The sequence below is a fragment of the Mycobacterium sp. MYCO198283 genome, from assembly GCF_021213805.1.
GTDB lineage: Bacteria > Actinomycetota > Actinomycetes > Mycobacteriales > Mycobacteriaceae > Mycobacterium.
In genome coordinates this window covers 1-19,645 of sequence record NZ_JAJQJI010000001.1, presented here as the reverse complement: position 1 = coordinate 19,645, position 19,645 = coordinate 1, and the positions used below count along the sequence as shown (strand labels likewise).

The window sequence follows — 19,645 nt, the reverse complement described above, 5'->3', positions numbered from 1 at the left end:
ACGACTCCTCATCTTTTCGAAGTTCAACTCGTGGACTGACGGTTCGCGCTACCGCGAATCTCAGGCGATCACCGTGGCGAAGCCCGCGGTGTGACTTGCGTTCGGCGGTCTGCTGAACGCACAGGTTCCCCTCGCGTGACGTCATCAGCGGGGGAGGAAAGGGAAATCCGTGACAGATACGGACCTCATCACTGCTGAGGACAGCACCGCCCAGGTCGCGCCGGCGACGGCCACCGACATCGCGCCGGTCGCCGAGGCGCCGAGCGCCCCGTCGCTGAGCACCATGGTGCTGCCCGAGCTGCGCGCCCTGGCCGCCCGTGCGGGCGTCAAGGGCACCTCCGGGATGCGCAAGAGCGACCTCATCGCCGCCATCCAGGAACGTCAGGCCAACGGCAACGGCGGCAACGGCGGCCAGGACGCGCCGGCCGCCACCGCTGCGCGGCGCTCGCGCCGTACGGCGTCCCGCGCCGCCGGCGCGCCCGTCGACGAGCCGAACGGCCAGCCGGCCGCCGCAGCGGCGCCCGCCCAAGACGCGCCCGCCGCCGTCGAGGTCCCCGCGCAGGAGGCGCCGGCCGCCGTCGAGGCGCCCGCGCAAAGGGCGCCCGCGCAGGAGGCGCCGGCCGCCGAGGCGAAGGTCGACACGCCCGCGCAGGACGCGCCCGCGGCAGCGGAAACGCCCCGCAGCGACGGAGCCCGTGCCACCGGCGGCGGCCGCACCAACGCCGACCGCCGGGCGGACCACCAGCGCGACGGCGAGCAGCGCGCCAACGAGCAGCGCGCCAACGAGCAGCGCAATGACCAGCGCACCAACGATCAGGGCGATCGCCAGAACCAGAACCGCAACAACGCCAACAGCGCCAATAACGCGAACAACGCCGACGGCGACGACGACGGTGACGGCCGCCAGGGCCGGCGGGGCCGCCGGTTCCGCGATCGCCGACGCCGTGGCGAGCGCGGCGGCGAGAACACGGGCGGCGGTGGCGGTACCGACACCGACCTGCGGGAGGACGACGTCGTCCAGCCGGTGGCGGGCATCCTCGACGTCCTCGACAACTACGCGTTCGTCCGAACCTCGGGTTACCTCGCCGGCCCCAACGACGTCTACGTGTCCATGAACATGGTGCGCAAGAACGGCCTGCGGCGCGGTGACGCGATCACCGGCGCAGTCCGCGTCCCCAAGGACGGCGGCGGCGGCGACGGCGGCAACTCGCGCCAGAAGTTCAACCCGCTGGTCCGGCTCGACACCGTCAACGGCGGTCCGGTCGAGGACGCCCGCAAGCGCCCCGAGTTCGGCAAGCTCACGCCGCTCTACCCGAACCAGCGGCTGCGCCTGGAGACCTCGAGCGAGAAGCTGACGACCCGCGTGATCGACCTGATCATGCCGATCGGCAAGGGTCAGCGCGCGCTCATCGTGTCGCCGCCCAAGGCGGGCAAGACAACGATCATGCAGGACATCGCGAACGCGATCACCCGCAACAACCCGGAGTGTCACCTGATGGTCGTGCTCGTCGACGAGCGGCCCGAAGAGGTGACCGACATGCAGCGTTCGGTCAAGGGCGAGGTCATCGCCTCGACGTTCGACCGCCCGCCGTCCGACCACACGCAGGCCGCCGAGCTGGCGATCGAACGGGCCAAGCGCCTCGTCGAGCAGGGCAAGGACGTCGTCGTGCTGCTCGACTCCATCACCCGGCTGGGCCGCGCCTACAACAACGCCTCACCGGCGTCGGGCCGCATCCTGTCCGGCGGTGTGGATTCGACGGCGCTCTATCCGCCGAAGCGGTTCCTGGGCGCCGCCCGCAACATCGAGGAAGGCGGCTCGCTGACCATCGTCGCCACGGCCATGGTCGAGACCGGCTCCACCGGCGACACGGTGATCTTCGAGGAGTTCAAGGGCACCGGCAACGCCGAGCTGAAACTCGACCGCAAGATCGCCGAGCGCCGCGTCTTCCCGGCCGTCGACGTCAACCCGTCGGGCACCCGCAAGGACGAACTGCTGCTCTCGCCCGACGAGTTCGCGATCGTGCACAAGCTGCGTCGCGTGCTGTCCGGCCTGGACAGCCACCAGGCGATCGACCTGCTGATGAGCCAGCTGCGCAAGACCAAGAACAACTACGAGTTCCTGGTGCAGGTGTCGAAGACGGCGCCCGGCATGGACGCCGACAACTGAGGTTTCAGGCGTCCGCCGGATCGGCGCGCAGCCCCGGCATGACGTAACGCCGGATGTACCGCAGCACCGCGGCGTGATCCTCGGTGTCGAGCGTCTCGCCGCTGACGGTGCCCAACGAGATCAGCACGCGCGCAACCCATTCCGCTGCCTCGGCGATGCGGGTGTCCGGGTGGATCTCACCGCGGTCGCGCGCCGCCTCCAGGTACGGCTCCCAGAACTCGGCGAGATCCGGCACGAACGACGCGACGCCGTGGCCCGCGCACGCCGCGAACTCCGCCGGCTCGGACAACCGCAGCTTCAGCGCTAGTGCGCCGGGGGTGTCGTACGCCTCGCGTCCGACGCGCAGTGCGGTGGCGATCTGCTCGGCGAGCGTCGTCACCCCTGCCAGGCCCGCGTGCGACTCCGCCCAGAACGTTTCGTTCAGGCGGACGATGGCGCTGCCGATCAGCGACGTCTTGTCCGGGAAGTGGCGGTAGAGCCAACCGCGCGACACGCCGGCCGCGTCGGCGACATCCGACACCGTCGTCCCGCGGATGCCCTTGGTGGCCAGCGATTGTTTGGTGGCCTCGATCAGGCGGTCGCGGACGCTTTTCGTCTCGTCGTCGGCGGCCACGCGCGCAGGCTCCCTTCCGTCGAAGCGGCGGTTCAGTTCCGCTCGCCGAGCCTATAGTGAACACTTTCTGTCAAGTGTTCACTCGACGAAGAGGTGGGCTGGAACGTGGCCGAGACGCTGCAACAACTGCTCCGGGAGCGCTCGTCCGACGACACCGTCGCGGTCAAGTACGCGGGCCGCACCTGGACATGGCGCGAGCATCTGGCCGAAGCGGGCACGTGGGCCGCTGCCCTGCTGGGTGCCGCCGACCGGACACGGCCGATGCACATCGGCGTCCTGCTCGGCAACACCCCCGACATGCTCACCTCGCTGGCCGCCGCAGCGCTCGGCGGCTACACCCTGTGCGGTATCAACACCACCCGCCGCGGCGCCGGACTGGCCCGCGACATCGCGCGCGTCGAGTGCCAGCTGCTGCTGACCGACGCGCAGCACCGCCACCTGCTCGACGGTCTCGAGCTGCCGGGCGTGACCGTGCTCGACACGTCCAGCCCGCAGTGGGAGCAGCTGCTGGCCGGCGCGGGAGCGCTCACGCCGTACCGCGAGGTCGCCGCGGACGACACCTTCATGCTCATCTTCACCTCCGGCACCAGCGGCGACCCGAAGGCCGTCCAGGTCGCACACCTGACGGTGCTGTTCGCCGGCCAGGCGCTGGTCGAGCGGTACGGCCTCGGGCCGGCCGACACCTGCTACCTGGCCATGCCGCTGTTCCACTCGAACGCCGTGTACGCCGGATGGGGGGTGGCGGTCAACGCCGGCGCCGCGATGGTGCCGGCCACCTTCTCGGCGTCCCGGTTCCTGTCCGACGTCCGCGAATACGGCGTCACCTACATGAACTACGTCGGCAAACCGCTCGCCTACATCCTGGCCACGCCCGAACGACCCGACGACGCCGACAACCCGCTGCGGATCGCCTTCGGCAACGAGGCCAGCGAGCGAGACATCGAGGCGTTCGGTCGCCGCTTCGGCGCCGCGGTGTGGGACGGCTTCGGCTCCACCGAGACGGCCGTCATCATCACCCGGCCCGAGAACACCCCGCCCGGCTCCATCGGCAAGGGCTTCCCGGGTGTCGAGATCTACCATCCCGACACCGTCCAGCCGTGTGCGGTCGCCGAATTCGACGAGAACGGCGCGCTGCGAAACGCCGCCGACGCGGTGGGGGAGCTCGTCAACACCGCCGGCGCCGGGCTGTTCCGCGGCTACTACAACGACCCGGATGCCACCGGCCAGCGGCTGCGCCACGGCATGTACTGGTCGGGGGACCTGGCCTACCGCGACGCCGACGGCTGGATCTACCTGGCCGGCCGCAGCGGCGACTGGCTGCGCGTCGACGGGGAGAACCTGACCGCCGCCCCGATCGAGCGGATCCTGGAGCGGCTGCCCGCCATCAACCAGGTGGCGGTGTACCCGGTGCCCGACGAGCACGTCGGCGACCAGGTGATGGCGGCGGTGGTGCTGCAGGACGGCGCGACGCTCTCGCCGGCGGACTTCGAGGCGTTCCTGGCCGAACAGCCCGACCTGTCACCCAAGGCGTGGCCGCGGTACCTGTGGATCGCCGACGAGCTGCCCACGACCGCCACCAACAAGATCCTCAAACGCGAATTGCGGGCGCGCGGCACCGACGTCGAGGGCGGCGAACTGTGGGTGCGCGACGGCCGCACGACGTTCCGTCGCCGCGAGGACGCCGCCACGCGAGCGGGTCGGTGACCGGCAGCGCCGGAATAGCGCCCGCCTCGGCGGCGTTTATGAACGCGGCGGCCCAGCTGGCATAATCGACCGCCAGACCCCTCGGTTCCGGTTCACGTCTCGCACGCGCGCGCGTGCAGGCGACCCGGCGGCCACGATTGCAGAGGACACCATGAAATCGGACATCCACCCGGCCTACCACGAGACCACCGTGGTCTGCGGCTGCGGCAACACGTTCCAGACGCGCAGCACCAAGGAGAGCGGCCACATCGTGGTCGAGGTGTGCTCGCAGTGCCATCCCTTCTACACCGGCAAGCAGAAGATCCTGGACACCGGCGGGCGGGTGGCGCGCTTCGAGAAGCGCTACGGCAAGCGCAATACCGGTCAGGCCGCGGCCGACAAGTAATTCCGCCACCGGCGCCCGCTCTGTCGCACCGAGGTGCCAGGCCGGGCGCCGGTTCGCGTCTGACGGGCAATCGGCACAGGAGGATCAGTGACGCAGAGCGCACCGGCGATGGACGCGCTGCTGGCTGAGCACGCCGAGCTCGAACACCGGCTGGCCGATCCGGCACTGCACGCCGACCCCGGCGCCGCCCGCCGGGTCGGTCGGCGGTTCGCGCAGGTGTCGCCCATCGTGGCGACCTACCGGAAGCTCGAAGCGGCCCGCGGCGATCTTGACACCGCCCGCGAGCTCGCCGCCGACGACAGCTCCTTCGCCGCCGAGGTCGTCGAGCTGCAGCAGCGGGTGGCGCACCTGGAAGACCAGTTGGCCGACATGCTCGCCCCGCGCGATCCGCACGACCCCGACGACGTCGTCCTGGAGCTCAAGTCGGGGGAGGGCGGCGAGGAGTCGGCGCTGTTCGCGGCCGACCTCGCGCGGATGTACATCCGCTACGCCGAGCGGCACGGGTGGTCGGTCACCGTGCTCGACGAGACGACGTCGGACCTCGGTGGCTACAAGGAAGCGACGCTGTCGATCGCCAGCAGGGGCGACTCCGCCGACGGGGTGTGGTCCCGGCTGAAGTGGGAGGGCGGCGTGCACCGCGTCCAGCGGGTGCCGGTCACCGAATCGCAGGGCCGCGTGCACACCTCCGCCGCGGGAGTCCTCGTCTACCCGGAGCCCGAGGAGGTCGGGCAGGTCGAGATCGACGAGGCGGATCTGCGCATCGACGTCTACCGGTCCTCCGGCAAGGGCGGCCAGGGGGTCAACACCACCGACTCCGCGGTCCGCATCACCCACCTGCCCACCGGCATCGTCGTCACCTGTCAGAACGAGCGTTCGCAGCTGCAGAACAAGGCCCGCGCGATGCAGGTGCTCGCCGCCCGGCTCCAGGCGCTCGCCGAGGAGCAGGCGCTCGCCGACGCCTCCGCCGACCGCGCCAGCCAGATCCGCACGGTCGACCGCAGCGAGCGCATCCGGACCTACAACTTCCCCGAGAACCGCATCGCCGACCACCGCATCAACTTCAAGTCGCACAACCTCGACCAGGTGCTCGACGGTGATCTCGACGCGCTGCTCGACGCGCTCGCGACCGCCGACAAGCAAGCGCGGCTGCAGCAGGCGTGAGCGAAGGATGCGCGCTCACCACCCGCAGCTGACCCGACTCCGGCAGGTCGTCGACGCCGCCGCCGCCGCACTCACCGCAGCCGGTGTCAACTCGCCGCGCGTCGACGCCGAGAGCCTGGCCGCGTTCGCCGCCGGCACCTCGCGCGGCATGCTGCCGCTGCTCGACCCACCCGGCGACGACTTCTTCGTCCGCTACGCCGAGCTCGTCGACGCCCGCTCCCAGCGGGTTCCGCTGCAGCACCTGACGGGCACCGCGGCCTTCGGGCCCGTGACGCTGCGCGTCGGCCCCGGCGTCTTCGTCCCGCGACCCGAGACCGAGGCCATGCTGGAATGGGCCATGGCGCAACCACTGCCCGCCGACGCCACGATCGTCGACCTGTGCACCGGCTCCGGCGCGCTGGCCCTGGCGCTGCGCCACCACCGGCCGGGGGCACGGGTGATCGCGGTCGACGACTCGGCCGACGCGCTGCGATACGCCCGCCGCAACACCGAGGGCACCGGCGTCGAGCTGGTGCGCGCCGACGTGACGGCGCCCGGCCTGCTTGCCGAGCTCGACGCGGCGGTCGACCTGCTCGTCGCCAACCCGCCGTACGTGCCCGACGCCACGCCCCTGGAACCGGAGGTCGCCGGACACGACCCGGCCCACGCGCTGTTCGGCGGGCCCGACGGCATGCGGGTGATCACGGCCATCGCCGAGCAGGCCGCCCGCTGGCTCCGCCCCGGCGGGCGGTTCGCCGTCGAGCACGACGACACGACGTCGGCACAGACTGTCCAGGTGCTGGCCCGCACCGGCGCTTTCGTCGACGTGACGCCCCGCGACGACTGGACGGGCCGGCCGCGGTTCGTCACCGCGACGCGCGTCGTAACTCCAGCGGATGGGACGGTGAACCGGTGAGCCAGTTCTTCGACTGCACCGATCCGGTGGCGCGCACCGCCGGGATCGCGGCGGCCGTGGCCGCCGTCCGGGACGGCCGGCTGGTGGTCATGCCCACCGACACCGTCTACGGGCTCGGCGCCGACGCGTTCGACAGCAGCGCCGTCGCCGCGCTGCTCTCGGCCAAGGGGCGCGGTCGCGACATGCCGGTCGGCGTCCTCGTCGGTTCGTGGCACTCGATCGAGGGTCTGGTGTTCAGCGTGCCGCCGGCCGCGCGGGAACTGATCCGCGCGTTCTGGCCCGGGCCGCTCAGCCTGATCGTCCGGCAGGCGCCCTCCCTGCAGTGGGATCTCGGCGACGCCCGCGGCACCGTCATGCTCCGGATGCCGCTGCACCCGGTCGCCATCGAGGTGCTGCGCGAGGTCGGCCCGATGGCGGTGTCGAGCGCCAACATCTCCGGGCAGCCCGCGGCCGTCACCGCCGACGATGCGCGCCGCCAGCTCGGCGACCTCGTCGACGTCTATCTCGACGGTGGGCCGGCGCCGCAGCAGGCCGCGTCGACCATCTGCGATCTCACCGGCGCCGCGCCGCGCATCCTGCGCACCGGCCCGGTGTCCGCCGACGCGATCGCCGCCGTGCTCGGCATCGACGCCGCCGACCTGACGGACGCCCCGTGACCCCGCTCGCACTCACCGAACGCGGCGCCGGGGTGCCGCTGCGGGAGCTGGCCCTGGTGGGCCTCGCCGCGGCGATCATCACCTACTTCTGCACCGGCTGGGTGCGCTCGCTGGCCATCCGCGTGAAGGCCGTCGCCGTTCCGCGGGAGCGCGACGTGCACGTCGCGCCGGTACCGCGGATGGGCGGGCTGGCGATGTACATCGGGGTGCTGGGCGCGGTGCTCCTGGCGTCCCAGCTGCCCGCGCTCAACCGCGGCTTCGTCTATTCGTCGGGCATGCCGGCGGTACTGGTCGCCGGCGGCGTCATCATGGCGGTCGGCCTGATCGACGACAAGTGGGGCCTCGACGCGCTGACGAAGTTCGCCGGCCAAATCACCGCCGCCAGCATCCTCGTCACGATGGGCGTCGCGTGGAGCGTGCTGTACATCCCGCTCGGCGGGGTCGGCACCATCGTGCTGGACCAGGTGTCGTCGATCCTGCTGACGCTGGCGCTCACGGTCGCGATCGTCAACGCGATGAACTTCGTCGACGGCCTCGACGGGCTCGCGGCCGGGCTGGGCTTGATCACCGCGCTGGCCATCTGCCTGTTCTCGGTGGGCCTGCTGCGAGACCACGGCGGCGACGTGCTGTTCTATCCGCCGGCCGTGATCTCCGTGGTGCTCGCCGGGGCGTGCCTCGGCTTCCTGCCGCACAACTTCCACCGCGCGAGAATCTTCATGGGCGATTCGGGCTCGATGCTGATCGGGCTCATGCTGGCCGCCGCCTCGACCACCGCGGCGGGGCCCATCTCGCAGAGCGCCTACGGCGCCCGCGACGTGTTCGCGCTGCTGTCGCCGTTCCTGCTCGTCGTCGCGGTGGTGTTCGTCCCCGCGCTCGACATGCTGCTGGCGATCGTGCGGCGCACCCGGGCCGGCCGCAGCCCCTTCAGCCCGGACAAGATGCACCTGCACCATCGGCTGCTGCAAATCGGTCACTCGCACCGCCGCGTCGTGCTGCTGGTGTACCTGTGGGTGGGCATCGTGGCATTCGGCACCGCCAGCACCATCTTCTTCCCGCCGGTCTACGCCGGGGCCGTCATGCTGGCCGCCATCGCGGTGGCCGTGATCGTCACCGCCATCCCGCTGCTGCGCCCCGCCGGCGACGAATACGACGAAAAGTAGTAGACCCCGTTTAGGGCCGCTGACCATGTGGTACGGTCCTTTCAGAACCCGAAAGAAGCCTCGCGGGTTGCCGGCCATCGGCCCACTCGAAAACCCTTCGAGAGGGTCACATCGACCGACAAAGGGAGCTGCCCCTTGGGTGATTCCAGCGCGATGTCCGCCGTTCGATACGCTCGGCGGGCCACGCACAGGTCAGCCGGGTAGCAACTCCACAACGCGGGATTGAGGTCAAGTCAGTGACGACGCCAGCGCAGGATGCGCCGTTGGTGTTTCCGCACGTCGCGTTCCGACCGGTGCGGCTCGCGGCGATCTGCGTGGCACTCACTGCCCTCGCGCTGGTGGCCGCCGGACTCCTCGACCGCGTCATGTTCGGCGCCTTCTTCGGAGTCGGTCTCGGGCTAGGGCTGATCAACGCACTGCTGGTGCAGCGTTCGGTGCAGGCCATCACCGCCCGCGACCATCCGCTCAAGAAGAAGATGGCCATGAACTCCGCCACCCGGCTGCTGATCATCACGGCGGTAGGGCTGGCCATCGCATTCGCGTTCCGGCCCGACGGGCTGGCCGTGGTGTTCGGGTTGGCGCTGTTCCAGGTGCTGCTCGTGTTCTCCACCTCGCTGCCGGTGCTTCGCGCCATGCGCGCCGAGAACGCCGCCGAAGGTTACGAAGGGAATGAGCCCGCGAAATGATCGACACGGTTCTCGCCGCCGAGTCCGGTATCCAGGTCGGCCACCACACCGAGGCGAAGTGGTTCGGCCTCACCGTCAACACCGACACCGTGCTGGCCACCGCCATCGCCGCGGCCATCGTGATCGCGCTGGCGTTCTTCCTGCGATCCAAGGTCACGTCGCGCGGCGTGCCCAACGGCGTGCAGCTGTTCTTCGAGGCCGTCACCGTGCAGATGCGCAATCAGATCGAGAGCGCCATCGGCATGAAGATCGCCGGCTTCGTGCTGCCGCTGGCGGTCACCCTGTTCGTCTTCATCCTCGTATCCAACTGGCTCTCGGTACTGCCGGTGCAGTACACCGACTCCAGCGGCGCGATCCACGAGCTGCTCAAGCCGCCGGCCAGCGACATCAATTTCGTGCTGGCGCTCGCGTTGTTCGTCTTCATCTGCTACCACGCCGCCGGCTTCTGGCGCCGGGGCGTGCTGGGCCACCCGGTCCGGCTGGTCAAGGGCCACGTGGCGATCCTCGCCCCGATCAACCTGGTCGAGGAGCTCGCCAAGCCGATCTCGCTGTCGCTGCGGCTCTTCGGCAACATCTTCGCCGGCGGCATCCTGGTCGCGCTGATCGCGCTGTTCCCGCCGTACATCATGTGGGCGCCGAACGCGATCTGGAAGATGTTCGACCTCTTCGTCGGCCTGATCCAGGCCTTCATCTTCGCGCTGCTGACCGTCCTGTACTTCGGGCAGTCGATGGAGCTCGAGCACGACGAACAGGACGCCGACCACTGACCGCTCGAAGCAGTACCCGTCCTGGTAGGACGACTACCAGTTATCAAGGAGGATAAGGAATGGATCCCACCATCGCGGCCGGCGCCCTCATCGGCGGCGGACTCATCATGGCCGGTGGCGCCATCGGCGCCGGCATCGGTGACGGCATCGCCGGTAACGCGCTGATCGCCGGCATCGCGCGGCAGCCCGAGGCGCAGGGACGGCTCTTCACCCCGTTCTTCATCACGGTCGGTCTGGTCGAGGCGGCGTACTTCATCAACCTGGCCTTCATGGCGCTGTTCGTCTTCGCCACCCCCGTCAAGTAGTCCAGCGGCATGGGTGACGTGACGGCCATCGTCCTGGCAGCCGAAGAGGGGGGTCAGAGCAACTTCCTGATCCCCAACGGCACGTTCTTCTTCGTGCTGTTGATCTTCCTGATCGTGCTCGGCGTCATCGGCAAATTCGTCGTGCCGCCGATCAGTCAGGTGCTGCGCGACCGCGAAGCCATGGTCACCAAGACGGCCGAGGACAACCGGAAGGCCGCCGAGCTGTCGGCGGCGGCCGACGCCGACTACCGCAAGGAGCTGAACGCCGCGCGCAGCGAGGCCGCCAGGATCCGCGACGAGGCCCGCGCCGAGGGGCGCGCGATCGTCGAGGAGCACCGCGGCCGCGCCAGCGAGGAGGCATCGGCGATGCTCAAGCAGGCGAGCGAGGACCTACGCCGGCAGGGCGAGCGGGCGACGGCGGAACTGCGGTCGTCCATCGACACGCTGTCGGCGACACTGGCCAGCCGGGTGCTCGGCGTGGACGTGTCGTCGACGGCGGCAACCGGATCGGGACGGTAGGTCATGTCAACGTTCATCGGACAGCTCATCGGCTTCGTCGTCATCATCGTCGTCGTGTGGCGGTGGGTCGTCCCGCTGGTCCGCGGCATGATGCAGACGCAGCAGGAGACGGTGCGCCGGCAGCTCGAGGAGAGCGAGGCCGCGGCGAAGAAGCTCGAGGGCGCCGACGCGGCGCACGCCAAGGCGCTCGACGAGGCCAAGCGCGAGTCGAAGCGGATCACCGAGGAGGCGCGCGCCGACGCCGAGCGCATCCGCGAGCAGTTGCGGGCGCAGGCGGACGCCGAGGTCGAACGGATCAAGATCCAGGGCGCGCAGCAGGTTCAGCTGCTGCACGCACAGCTGGTCCGCCAGCTCCGGGCCGAGCTTGGCGTGCAGTCGGTGCGCCGGGCGGGTGAGCTCGTCCGCGAGCACGTGTCCGACAGCGAGCGGCAGTCGCAGACCGTCGATCGCTTCCTCGACGAGCTCGCCGACATGGCGCCGTCCGGCACCACGCTGGAAAGTCCCACCACCGCGGCGAAGCTGCGCTCGGCCAGCCGCGAGGCGCTGGGCGCCACCACCGACACGTTCGACGAGGTCACCGACGGTGGCAGCGCTGCCGACCTCTCGACGCTCGCCGACGAGCTGGCGTCCGTGGCGCGGCTGCTGGTCCGCGAACACGTGGTCAAGAAGCACCTCGCGGAGCCGGCCGACGACCCCACCGCAAAGGTGGGGCTGGTCGAGGCGCTGCTGTCGGGCAAGGTGGCCGACGCCACGCTCGACATCCTGCGCACCGCCGTGTCGCAGCGGTGGTCCGCCGAGGACGACCTGGTGGACGCGGTCGAGCACGTCGCCCGGCTGGCGCTCCTGGTGCGGGCCGAGCGCGACGGCGACGTCGACGAGGTCGAGGACCAGCTGTTCCGCTTCGGTCGGATCCTCGACACCGAGGCGCGGCTGACCAGCCTGCTGAGCGACGACACCACGCCGCTCGACGGCCGCCTGGCGCTGCTGGACTCCGTGCTCGGCGACGGCAACGCCGCCAACGCCACGGCGGCCGCGCTGCTACGGCAGACCATCGGGCTGCTGCGCGGCCAGCGCGCCGACGAGGCGGTCCTGGAGCTCGCCGAACTCGCGGTCGAGCGGCGCGGCGAGGCGGTCGCCCAGGTGCGCGCCGCTGCCGAGCTGTCCGACGGTCAGCGCGAACGGCTCGCCGAGGTGCTCGGCCGCATCTACGGCCGGCCCGTCGCCATCCAGTTGGAGATCGATCCGGCCCTGCTCGGCGGACTGTCGATCGCGGTCGGCGACGAGGTGATCGACGGATCGCTCGCGAGCCGCCTGGCCGCCGCCGAGACGCAACTGCCCGACTAACCCACCCCAGACCTTCAAGGCAGAAAGACGAACATGGCTGAGTTGACCATCTCCGCTGACGACATCCAGGGCGCGATCGAGCAGTACGTCGCGAACTTCTCCTCCGACACCGACCGCGAAGAGGTCGGCACCGTGATCGACGCCGGTGACGGCATCGCCCACGTCGAGGGCCTGCCCTCGGTGATGACCCAGGAGCTGCTCGAGTTCCCCGGCGGCGTGCTCGGGGTGGCCCTCAACCTCGACGAGCGCGAGATCGGCGCCGTCATCCTCGGCAACTTCGAGCAGATCGAGCAGGGCCAGCAGGTCAAGCGGACCGGCGAGGTGCTGTCGGTGCCGGTCGGCGACGCCTTTTTGGGTCGCGTCATCAACCCGCTGGGCCAGCCGATCGACGGCCGTGGTGACATCGAGACCAACGAGCGCCGGGCACTGGAGCTGCAGGCCCCGACGGTGGTGCAGCGCCAGGGCGTCGGCGAACCGCTGCAGACCGGCATCAAGGCCATCGACTCGCAGACGCCGATCGGCCGCGGCCAGCGTCAGCTCATCATCGGCGACCGCAAGACGGGCAAGACCGCGGTGTGCGTCGACACGATCCTGAACCAGCGCCAGAACTGGGAGACCGGCGATCCCGCCCAGCAGGTGCGGTGCGTGTACGTGGCGATCGGCCAGAAGGGCACCACGATCGCCAGCGTGCGGCAGACCCTCGAAGAGGGCGGCGCGATGGACTACACCACCATCGTCGCGGCGCCGGCGTCCGACTCGGCCGGCTTCAAGTGGCTGGCGCCCTACACCGGCTCGGCGATCGCCCAGCACTGGATGTACGACGGCAAGCACGTGCTGATCGTGTTCGACGACCTCACCAAGCACGCCGAGGCCTACCGCGCGATCTCGCTGCTGCTGCGTCGCCCGCCGGGCCGCGAGGCGTTCCCCGGCGACGTGTTCTACCTGCACTCGCGGCTGCTGGAGCGTTGCGCGAAGCTGTCCGACGAGCTCGGCGGCGGTTCGATGACCGGCCTGCCGCTCATCGAGACCAAGGCCAACGACATCTCGGCCTACATCCCGACCAACGTCATCTCCATCACCGACGGCCAGTGCTTCCTGGAGACCGACCTGTTCAACCAGGGCGTCCGGCCGGCCATCAACGTCGGCGTGTCGGTCTCCCGCGTCGGTGGCGCCGCGCAGATCAAGGCGATGAAAGAGGTGGCGGGAAGTCTGCGCCTGGACCTGTCGCAGTACCGCGAGCTGGAGTCCTTCGCGGCGTTCGCGTCCGACCTGGACGCGACCTCCAAGGCGCAGCTGGACCGCGGCGCCCGGCTGGTCGAGCTGCTCAAGCAGCCACAGAACAGCCCGATGCCCGTCGAGGACCAGGTGGTCGCCATCTTCCTGGGTACCCGGGGTCACCTCGACTCGGTGCCGGTCGAGGACGTGCAGCGCTTCGAGCGGGAGATCCTCGAGCACATCAAGGGCAGCCACACGGAGATCCTCGACGACATCCGCGAGTCCAAGAAGCTGTCCGACGACACCGAGCGCAAGCTCGAAGACGTCATCGCCGACTTCAAGAAGGGCTTCTCCGCCTCCGACGGCAGCTCGGTCGTGCCCGAGGACGACAACGTCGAGGCGATGGATTCCGACGAGGTCGGCAAGGAGTCGGTCCAGGTCCGCAAGCCGAAGCCGAAGAAGAAGTAGGGCATGGCAGCCACACTGCGGGAGCTCCGGGGCCGTATCCGGTCCGCGGGGTCGATCAAGAAGATCACCAAGGCGCAGGAGATGATCGCGACATCGCGCATCTCCAAGGCGCAGGCGCGGGTGGAGGCCGCTCGCCCCTACGCCGCCGAGATCACCAACATGCTCACCAACCTCGCGGGGGCCAGCGCGCTGGATCATCCGCTGCTGGTGGCGCGGGAGAACCCGAAGCGGGCGGCCGTGCTGGTGGTGTCCTCGGACCGCGGGCTGTGCGGCGCCTACAACTCCAACGTGCTGCGGCGGGCCGAGGAGCTCATGGCGCTGCTGCGTGACGAGGGCAAGGAGCCGGTGGTCTACGCGGTCGGCCGCAAGGCGCTGGGCTACTACTCGTTCCGCCAGCGCGACGTCGTGGACTCCTGGACCGGCTTCTCCGAACAGCCGACCTACGAGCACGCGCAGGACATCGCCGAGAAGCTGGTGGCGTCCTTCATGTCCGGCGCCGACGACGAGGGCGACGATCCCGGCGAGGACGGTGTGCTCGGCGTCGACGAGCTGCACATCGTGTTCACCGAGTTCAAGTCGATGCTCTCGCAGAGCGCCGAGGCGCGGCGGATCGCGCCGATGGTCGTGGAGTACGTCGAGGAGGAGGACAACGCACCGCAGACGCTGTTCTCGTTCGAGCCGAGCGCCGACACCCTGTTCGACGCGCTGCTGCCGCGGTATGTCGCGACCCGGATCTATGCGGCGCTGCTCGAAGCGGCGGCGTCGGAGTCCGCGGCGCGGCGGCGGGCGATGAAATCCGCCTCCGACAACGCCGACGACCTCATCCGGGACCTCACGCTGCAGGCCAACCGTGAGCGTCAAGCCCAGATCACCCAGGAGATCAGCGAAATCGTTGGTGGCGCCAACGCGCTCGCCGATGCCGCTGGCCAGTAGACCCCCTGCAGAAAGCGAAAGACCATGACTGTCACCGCTGAGAAAGAAACCAGCACCAAGAACAAGGACACGACGGGCCGCGTCGTGCGGATCACCGGCCCCGTCGTGGACGTCGAGTTCCCGCGCGGCGAGGTACCCGAACTCTTCAATGCGCTGCACGTCGACATCAACTTCAAGGAGCTGTCGAAGACGTTGACGCTGGAGGTCGCGCAGCACCTCGGCGACAACCTCGTGCGGTGCATCTCGATGCAGCCCACCGACGGCCTGGTCCGGGGCGTCGAGGTGACCGACACCGGCAACTCCATTTCGGTGCCGGTCGGCGAGGGTGTCAAGGGGCACGTCTTCAACGCGCTCGGCGACTGCCTCGACGACCCGGGATACGGCAAGGACTTCGAGCACTGGTCCATCCACCGCAAGCCGCCCGCATTCTCCGACCTGGAACCCCGCACCGAGATGCTGGAGACCGGCCTGAAGGTCGTGGACCTGCTGACGCCCTACGTCCGCGGCGGCAAGATCGCGCTGTTCGGCGGCGCCGGCGTGGGCAAGACGGTGCTCATCCAGGAGATGATCAACCGCATCGCCCGCAACTTCGGCGGCACGTCGGTGTTCGCCGGTGTCGGCGAGCGCACCCGTGAGGGCAACGACCTGTGGGTCGAGCTCGGGGACGCGAACGTGCTGAAGGACACCGCGCTGGTGTTCGGCCAGATGGACGAGCCGCCCGGCACGCGTATGCGTGTCGCGCTGTCCGCGCTGACCATGGCGGAGTACTTCCGCGACGAGAAGCAGCAGGACGTGTTGCTGTTCATCGACAACATCTTCCGCTTCACCCAGGCGGGCTCCGAGGTGTCGACGCTGCTGGGCCGCATGCCGTCGGCGGTGGGGTACCAGCCGACGCTGGCCGACGAGATGGGTGAGCTGCAGGAGCGCATCACCTCGACGCGCGGCCGGTCGATCACCTCGATGCAGGCCGTGTACGTGCCCGCCGACGACTACACCGACCCGGCGCCCGCCACGACGTTCGCGCACCTCGACGCCACCACGGAACTCAGCCGAAGCGTGTTCTCGAAAGGCATCTTCCCGGCGGTGGATCCGCTGGCGTCGAGCTCGACGATCCTCGATCCGGGCGTCGTCGGCGACGAGCATTACCGGGTGGCGCAGGAGGTCATCCGGATCCTGCAGCGCTACAAGGACCTGCAGGACATCATCGCCATCCTCGGCGTCGACGAGCTGTCCGAAGAGGACAAGCAGCTGGTTAATCGGGCGCGTCGCATCGAGCGCTTCCTGAGCCAGAACATGATGGCCGCCGAGCAGTTCACCGGTCAGCCCGGCTCGACCGTTCCGCTCAAGGAGACCATCGAGGCCTTCGACCGTTTGAGCAAGGGCGAATTCGACCACCTGCCCGAGCAGGCGTTCTTCCTGATCGGCGGCCTCGAGGATCTCGCGAAGAAGGCGGAAAGCCTCGGCGTCAAGATGGACCAGGGTGGCGGCGACGGCGCGCCCGCGCCGTCCGACAACGGCCAGGGCGAGCAGAAGGACGGGGACGCCGAGGACGGCGACGCCGGCAAGGACGACTGACGATGGCCGACCTGGACGTCGACATCGTCGCCGTCGAGCGCGAGATCTGGTCGGGTAAGGCGACGTTCGTCTTCACCCGCACCACGACCGGGGAGATCGGCATCCTGCCGAGGCACATCCCGCTGGTCGCGCAGCTGGTGGACGACGCCATGGTGCGCGTCGAGCGGGACGGCGAGGACGATCTGCGGATCGCAATCGACGGCGGCTTCCTGTCCGTCACCGACGAGGGGGTCATCATCCTCGCGGAGTCGGCGGAGTTCGAGGACGAGATCGACGCCGACGCCGCCCGTCGCGACGCCGAGTCCGACGACGAACGCACCGCCGCCCGGGGCCGCGCCAGGCTGCGCGCGCTCGGACAGATCGACTAGGCGGGCGTCGACATGAGCGCAGGCGTCGCGGGCAGCTGTCTCGTGGTCACCTGCGTACCGGGCCGATAGCCCCGTCGTGAGCGCGCCCCTGATCGTCATGGCCGCGTTGACGGCTGTGCTGTTCCTCGCGGTGCTCGCCCTGCTCTACCGGCTGTGGAAGCTCCGGCAGGGCGGCACCGCGGCGATCCTGCGTGACATCCCCGCTGTGGGAGGGCACGGTTGGCGCCACGGCGTGGTCCGCTACAAGGGCGGCGAGGCCGACTTCTACCGGCTGTCGAGCGTCCGGTTGTGGCCCGACCGCCGGCTGAGTCGGCGGGGCATCGAGATCGTCGCCCGTCGGGCTCCGCGCGGCGACGAGTTCGACATCATGACCGCCGAGATCGTGGTGCTCGAACTGCGCGACACCGCACCCGACGCGCGCCGCGGCTACGAGCTGGCCCTCGACCGGGGAGCGCTGACTGCCTTCTTGTCCTGGCTGGAGTCACGGCCGTCGCCGCGCGCCCGCAGACGCACGGTCTAGCCGTTGGCGCCCGGTTGCCACAGCACGTCGCCGTCGGGGTTCGCCACGCGCGACAGGATGAACAGCAGATCCGAGAGCCGATTCAGGTATCGGGCCGGCAGCGGGCTGACCGACTCCGGATGCGCGTCGACCGCCGCCCACGCCGACCGCTCTGCCCGCCGCGTGACGGTGCGCGCCACGTGCAGGTACGCCGAGAGCGCCGTGCCGCCGGGCAGCACGAACGAGTGCAACGCGGGCAGCGGGTCGTTGAACTCGTCGCACCAGCGTTCGAGCCGGTCGATGTAGTCCTGGGTGATCCGCAGCGGCGGATACTTCGGGTGCTCGACCACCGGTGTCGACAGATCCGCGCCCGCGTCGAACAGATCGTTCTGCACCTGACGCAGCACCGCTGCCAGCCGCTCGTCCGGTTCACCCACCGCGACCGCCACGCCGAGCGCCGCATTCGCCTCGTCGCAGTCGGCATAGGCGATGAGCCGCAGATCGGACTTCGGGACCCGGCTGAAGTCGCTCAGCCCGGTGGTGCCGTCGTCACCGGTGCGGGTGTAGATGCGGGTCAGGTGCACGGCCATGGGCCAAACCGTACCGCGCGGAACTGACACCGCCGTTGGCGCTCACCTACACTGACCGGCGTGAGCGACCGCTTCGTCGTGACCGGCGGTACCCGGTTGTCGGGTGAAGTTGCCGTCGGTGGCGCGAAGAACAGCGTGCTCAAACTGATGGCGGCCGCCCTGCTGGCCGAAGGCACCAGCACGATCACCAACTGCCCCGACATCCTCGACGTGCCACTGATGGCGGAGGTGCTGCGCGGGCTCGGCGCCAACGTCGACCTCGACGGCGACACGGTGCGCGTCACCTCGCCCGACGAGCTCAAGTACGACGCCGACTTCGCCGCGGTGCGCCAGTTCCGGGCGTCGGTGTGTGTGCTCGGGCCGCTGGTCGGCCGGTGCAAACGCGCGAAGGTGGCACTCCCGGGCGGCGACGCCATCGGCTCGCGTCCCCTCGACATGCACCAGGCGGGCCTGCGCCAGCTCGGCGCTCGGTGCAACATCGAGCACGGCTGCGTCGTGGCCGAGGCCGACAGCCTGCGCGGCGCGGAGATCCAGCTGGAATTCCCGTCGGTGGGCGCGACAGAGAACATCCTGATGGCCGCCGTGCTCGCGGAGGGCACCACGGTCATCCACAACGCGGCCCGCGAACCCGATGTGGTGGATCTCTGCACGATGCTCAGCCAGATGGGCGCCGAGATCGAGGGCGCCGGATCGTCGACGCTGACGGTCCGGGGCGTGACGCGCCTCTATCCCACCGAGCACCGGGTGATCGGCGACCGGATCGTGGCGGCGACGTGGGGGATAGCGGCGGCGATGACTCGCGGCGACATCTCCGTCACCGGCGTCGACCCGCAGCATTTGCAATTGGTGCTGCACAAGCTGCACGCCGCGGGTGCGACCGTCACCCAGCACGACGACGGCTTCCGGGTGGTGCAGTACGAGCGGCCGAAGGCCGTCAACGTCGCGACGCTGCCGTTCCCGGGCTTCCCGACCGACCTGCAGCCGATGGCCATCGGCCTGGCGGCGATCGCCGACGGGACCTCGATGATCACCGAGAACGTCTTCGAAGCGCGGTTCCGGTTCGTGGAGGAGATGATCCGGCTCGGCGCCGACGCGCGGACCGATGGACACCATGCGGTGGTGCGGGGCATCCCGCAGCTCTCCAGCGCGCCGGTGTGGGCGTCGGACATTCGCGCCGGCGCCGGCCTGGTGTTGGCCGGCCTGGTGGCCGACGGCGACACCGAGGTCCACGACGTGTTCCACATCGACCGCGGTTATCCGCTGTTCGTCGAGAACCTCAAGAGCCTGGGCGCGGAGATCGAACGCGTCGCCTGACGGCGCCCGTAGCGGCGGTGGTTGCGGGCGCAACGAGGCGCCTCGAGCCGGGTTGAGCTGCGGATTTGAAGGTCTGCGGTCCTTCGGCGTAAGCTTTGGTCATACCGACGGCCACGAGCCCGGAAGGGCCCCGGCGGACGCGGTTTTGACCTCCCTGGTCACGTGCAGTACAGTGTCAGGGTTGCCCGCGATCGGGCGTGTTGTTTGAGAACTCAATAGTGTGTTTGGTGGTTTTTGTTTGTTGTTTTTGGCTGCACCCTGTTTTCCCGTTTGTGGGTGTGGTTGTTTTTGTCAGCCTGTTGGTTGATGTTTGTCAGGTTT

The 19,645-nt window shown here is 69.7% G+C and carries 20 protein-coding genes; 18 read left to right on the top strand and 2 right to left on the bottom strand.

Annotation, left to right across the window (positions count from 1 at the left end; translation table 11 throughout):
* Positions 1-169 precede the first annotated feature (169 nt).
* The gene (rho, locus tag LV457_RS00100) at positions 170-2,167 is read left to right on the top strand and encodes a transcription termination factor Rho (RefSeq protein ID WP_232168301.1); all 1,998 of its coding nucleotides are present in this window, start codon (positions 170-172) and stop codon (positions 2,165-2,167) included.
* 4 nt (positions 2,168-2,171) lie between these two features.
* Here rho and LV457_RS00095 read toward each other — a convergent pair whose 3' ends face one another.
* A complete protein-coding gene (locus tag LV457_RS00095; protein WP_232168299.1) occupies positions 2,172-2,780 on the bottom strand; it encodes a TetR/AcrR family transcriptional regulator in 609 nt (202 codons plus the stop codon).
* 105 nt (positions 2,781-2,885) lie between these two features.
* Here LV457_RS00095 and fadD1 point away from each other — a divergent pair, with 105 nt between their 5' ends.
* From fadD1 to LV457_RS00015, 16 genes are all read left to right on the top strand, one after another.
* The gene (gene fadD1 / locus LV457_RS00090) at positions 2,886-4,484 is read left to right on the top strand and encodes a fatty-acid--CoA ligase FadD1 (RefSeq protein WP_232168298.1); all 1,599 of its coding nucleotides are present in this window, start codon (positions 2,886-2,888) and stop codon (positions 4,482-4,484) included.
* A gap of 151 nt (positions 4,485-4,635) precedes the next feature.
* Positions 4,636-4,869: a 50S ribosomal protein L31 gene (rpmE, locus tag LV457_RS00085; RefSeq protein WP_232168297.1), complete on the top strand. Its 234-nt coding sequence runs from the start codon at positions 4,636-4,638 to the stop codon at positions 4,867-4,869.
* Positions 4,870-4,977: 108 nt separating this feature from the next.
* Positions 4,978-6,030, top strand: coding sequence for a peptide chain release factor 1 (prfA, locus tag LV457_RS00080; RefSeq protein WP_232169162.1), 1,053 nt, complete (start codon positions 4,978-4,980; stop codon positions 6,028-6,030).
* Between the two features lie 28 nt (positions 6,031-6,058).
* A complete protein-coding gene (gene prmC / locus LV457_RS00075) occupies positions 6,059-6,925 on the top strand; it encodes a peptide chain release factor N(5)-glutamine methyltransferase (RefSeq protein WP_232169161.1) in 867 nt (288 codons plus the stop codon).
* On the top strand, positions 6,922-7,581 hold the full coding sequence (locus tag LV457_RS00070) for an L-threonylcarbamoyladenylate synthase (RefSeq protein ID WP_232168296.1): 660 nt from the start codon (positions 6,922-6,924) through the stop codon (positions 7,579-7,581). The genes prmC and LV457_RS00070 overlap by 4 nt, the downstream gene beginning before the upstream one ends.
* Positions 7,578-8,741 carry a glycosyltransferase family 4 protein gene (locus tag LV457_RS00065; RefSeq protein ID WP_232168295.1) on the top strand — a complete coding sequence of 388 codons (1,164 nt, stop codon included), beginning with the start codon at positions 7,578-7,580 and terminating at the stop codon, positions 8,739-8,741. Before LV457_RS00070 ends, LV457_RS00065 begins: the two co-directional genes overlap by 4 nt.
* Positions 8,742-8,977: 236 nt before the next feature.
* Positions 8,978-9,427 (top strand): ATP synthase subunit I, encoded by a 450-nt coding sequence (locus tag LV457_RS00060; protein ID WP_232168294.1) that lies wholly within the window; start codon positions 8,978-8,980, stop codon positions 9,425-9,427.
* Positions 9,424-10,194 (top strand): F0F1 ATP synthase subunit A, encoded by a 771-nt coding sequence (atpB, locus tag LV457_RS00055; protein ID WP_232168293.1) that lies wholly within the window; start codon positions 9,424-9,426, stop codon positions 10,192-10,194. The genes LV457_RS00060 and atpB overlap by 4 nt, the downstream gene beginning before the upstream one ends.
* A 59-nt stretch (positions 10,195-10,253) precedes the next feature.
* Positions 10,254-10,499 carry a F0F1 ATP synthase subunit C gene (locus LV457_RS00050; protein ID WP_059158422.1) on the top strand — a complete coding sequence of 82 codons (246 nt, stop codon included), beginning with the start codon at positions 10,254-10,256 and terminating at the stop codon, positions 10,497-10,499.
* A gap of 9 nt (positions 10,500-10,508) precedes the next feature.
* Entirely contained in the window at positions 10,509-11,018 is a 510-nt protein-coding gene (locus tag LV457_RS00045) for a F0F1 ATP synthase subunit B (protein ID WP_232168292.1), read from the top strand.
* A 3-nt stretch (positions 11,019-11,021) separates the two neighbouring features.
* The gene (locus tag LV457_RS00040) at positions 11,022-12,362 is read left to right on the top strand and encodes a F0F1 ATP synthase subunit B/delta (RefSeq protein WP_232168291.1); all 1,341 of its coding nucleotides are present in this window, start codon (positions 11,022-11,024) and stop codon (positions 12,360-12,362) included.
* A gap of 33 nt (positions 12,363-12,395) precedes the next feature.
* Complete coding sequence (gene atpA / locus LV457_RS00035) at positions 12,396-14,045, top strand: F0F1 ATP synthase subunit alpha (protein WP_232168289.1); 1,650 nt, start codon at positions 12,396-12,398, stop codon at positions 14,043-14,045.
* Between the two features lie 3 nt (positions 14,046-14,048).
* Complete coding sequence (locus tag LV457_RS00030; protein ID WP_232168287.1) at positions 14,049-14,978, top strand: F0F1 ATP synthase subunit gamma; 930 nt, start codon at positions 14,049-14,051, stop codon at positions 14,976-14,978.
* 24 nt (positions 14,979-15,002) lie between these two features.
* The gene (gene atpD, locus LV457_RS00025) at positions 15,003-16,553 is read left to right on the top strand and encodes a F0F1 ATP synthase subunit beta (RefSeq protein WP_232168286.1); all 1,551 of its coding nucleotides are present in this window, start codon (positions 15,003-15,005) and stop codon (positions 16,551-16,553) included.
* Between the two features lie 2 nt (positions 16,554-16,555).
* Entirely contained in the window at positions 16,556-16,921 is a 366-nt protein-coding gene (locus tag LV457_RS00020; protein WP_232168285.1) for a F0F1 ATP synthase subunit epsilon, read from the top strand.
* Between the two features lie 76 nt (positions 16,922-16,997).
* Positions 16,998-17,441 (top strand): DUF2550 domain-containing protein, encoded by a 444-nt coding sequence (locus LV457_RS00015; RefSeq protein ID WP_232168284.1) that lies wholly within the window; start codon positions 16,998-17,000, stop codon positions 17,439-17,441.
* Here the strand turns inward: LV457_RS00015 and LV457_RS00010 are convergent.
* The gene (locus LV457_RS00010; RefSeq protein WP_232168283.1) at positions 17,438-18,010 is read right to left on the bottom strand and encodes a cob(I)yrinic acid a,c-diamide adenosyltransferase; all 573 of its coding nucleotides are present in this window, start codon (positions 18,008-18,010) and stop codon (positions 17,438-17,440) included. The two genes, LV457_RS00015 and LV457_RS00010, sit on opposite strands and share 4 nt — an antisense overlap.
* 60 nt (positions 18,011-18,070) lie before the next feature.
* Here LV457_RS00010 and murA point away from each other — a divergent pair, with 60 nt between their 5' ends.
* Positions 18,071-19,324 carry a UDP-N-acetylglucosamine 1-carboxyvinyltransferase gene (gene murA / locus LV457_RS00005; RefSeq protein ID WP_232168282.1) on the top strand — a complete coding sequence of 418 codons (1,254 nt, stop codon included), beginning with the start codon at positions 18,071-18,073 and terminating at the stop codon, positions 19,322-19,324.
* Positions 19,325-19,645: the final 321 nt, after the last annotated feature.

What these genes read in the sequence shown, in the direction of transcription:
- rpmE (WP_232168297.1), top strand. Translation starts at nt 4,636, where the DNA reads ATGAAATCGGACATCCACCCGGCCTACCACGAGACCACCGTGGTCTGC.
- prfA (WP_232169162.1), top strand. Translation starts at nt 4,978, where the DNA reads ATGGACGCGCTGCTGGCTGAGCACGCCGAGCTCGAACACCGGCTGGCC.
- atpB (WP_232168293.1), top strand. Translation starts at nt 9,424, where the DNA reads ATGATCGACACGGTTCTCGCCGCCGAGTCCGGTATCCAGGTCGGCCAC.
- LV457_RS00050 (WP_059158422.1), top strand. Translation starts at nt 10,254, where the DNA reads ATGGATCCCACCATCGCGGCCGGCGCCCTCATCGGCGGCGGACTCATC.
- LV457_RS00045 (WP_232168292.1), top strand. Translation starts at nt 10,509, where the DNA reads ATGGGTGACGTGACGGCCATCGTCCTGGCAGCCGAAGAGGGGGGTCAG.
- LV457_RS00040 (WP_232168291.1), top strand. Translation starts at nt 11,022, where the DNA reads ATGTCAACGTTCATCGGACAGCTCATCGGCTTCGTCGTCATCATCGTC.
- atpA (WP_232168289.1), top strand. Translation starts at nt 12,396, where the DNA reads ATGGCTGAGTTGACCATCTCCGCTGACGACATCCAGGGCGCGATCGAG.
- LV457_RS00030 (WP_232168287.1), top strand. Translation starts at nt 14,049, where the DNA reads ATGGCAGCCACACTGCGGGAGCTCCGGGGCCGTATCCGGTCCGCGGGG.
- atpD (WP_232168286.1), top strand. Translation starts at nt 15,003, where the DNA reads ATGACTGTCACCGCTGAGAAAGAAACCAGCACCAAGAACAAGGACACG.
- LV457_RS00020 (WP_232168285.1), top strand. Translation starts at nt 16,556, where the DNA reads ATGGCCGACCTGGACGTCGACATCGTCGCCGTCGAGCGCGAGATCTGG.
- LV457_RS00010 (WP_232168283.1), bottom strand. Translation starts at nt 18,010, where the DNA reads ATGGCCGTGCACCTGACCCGCATCTACACCCGCACCGGTGACGACGGC.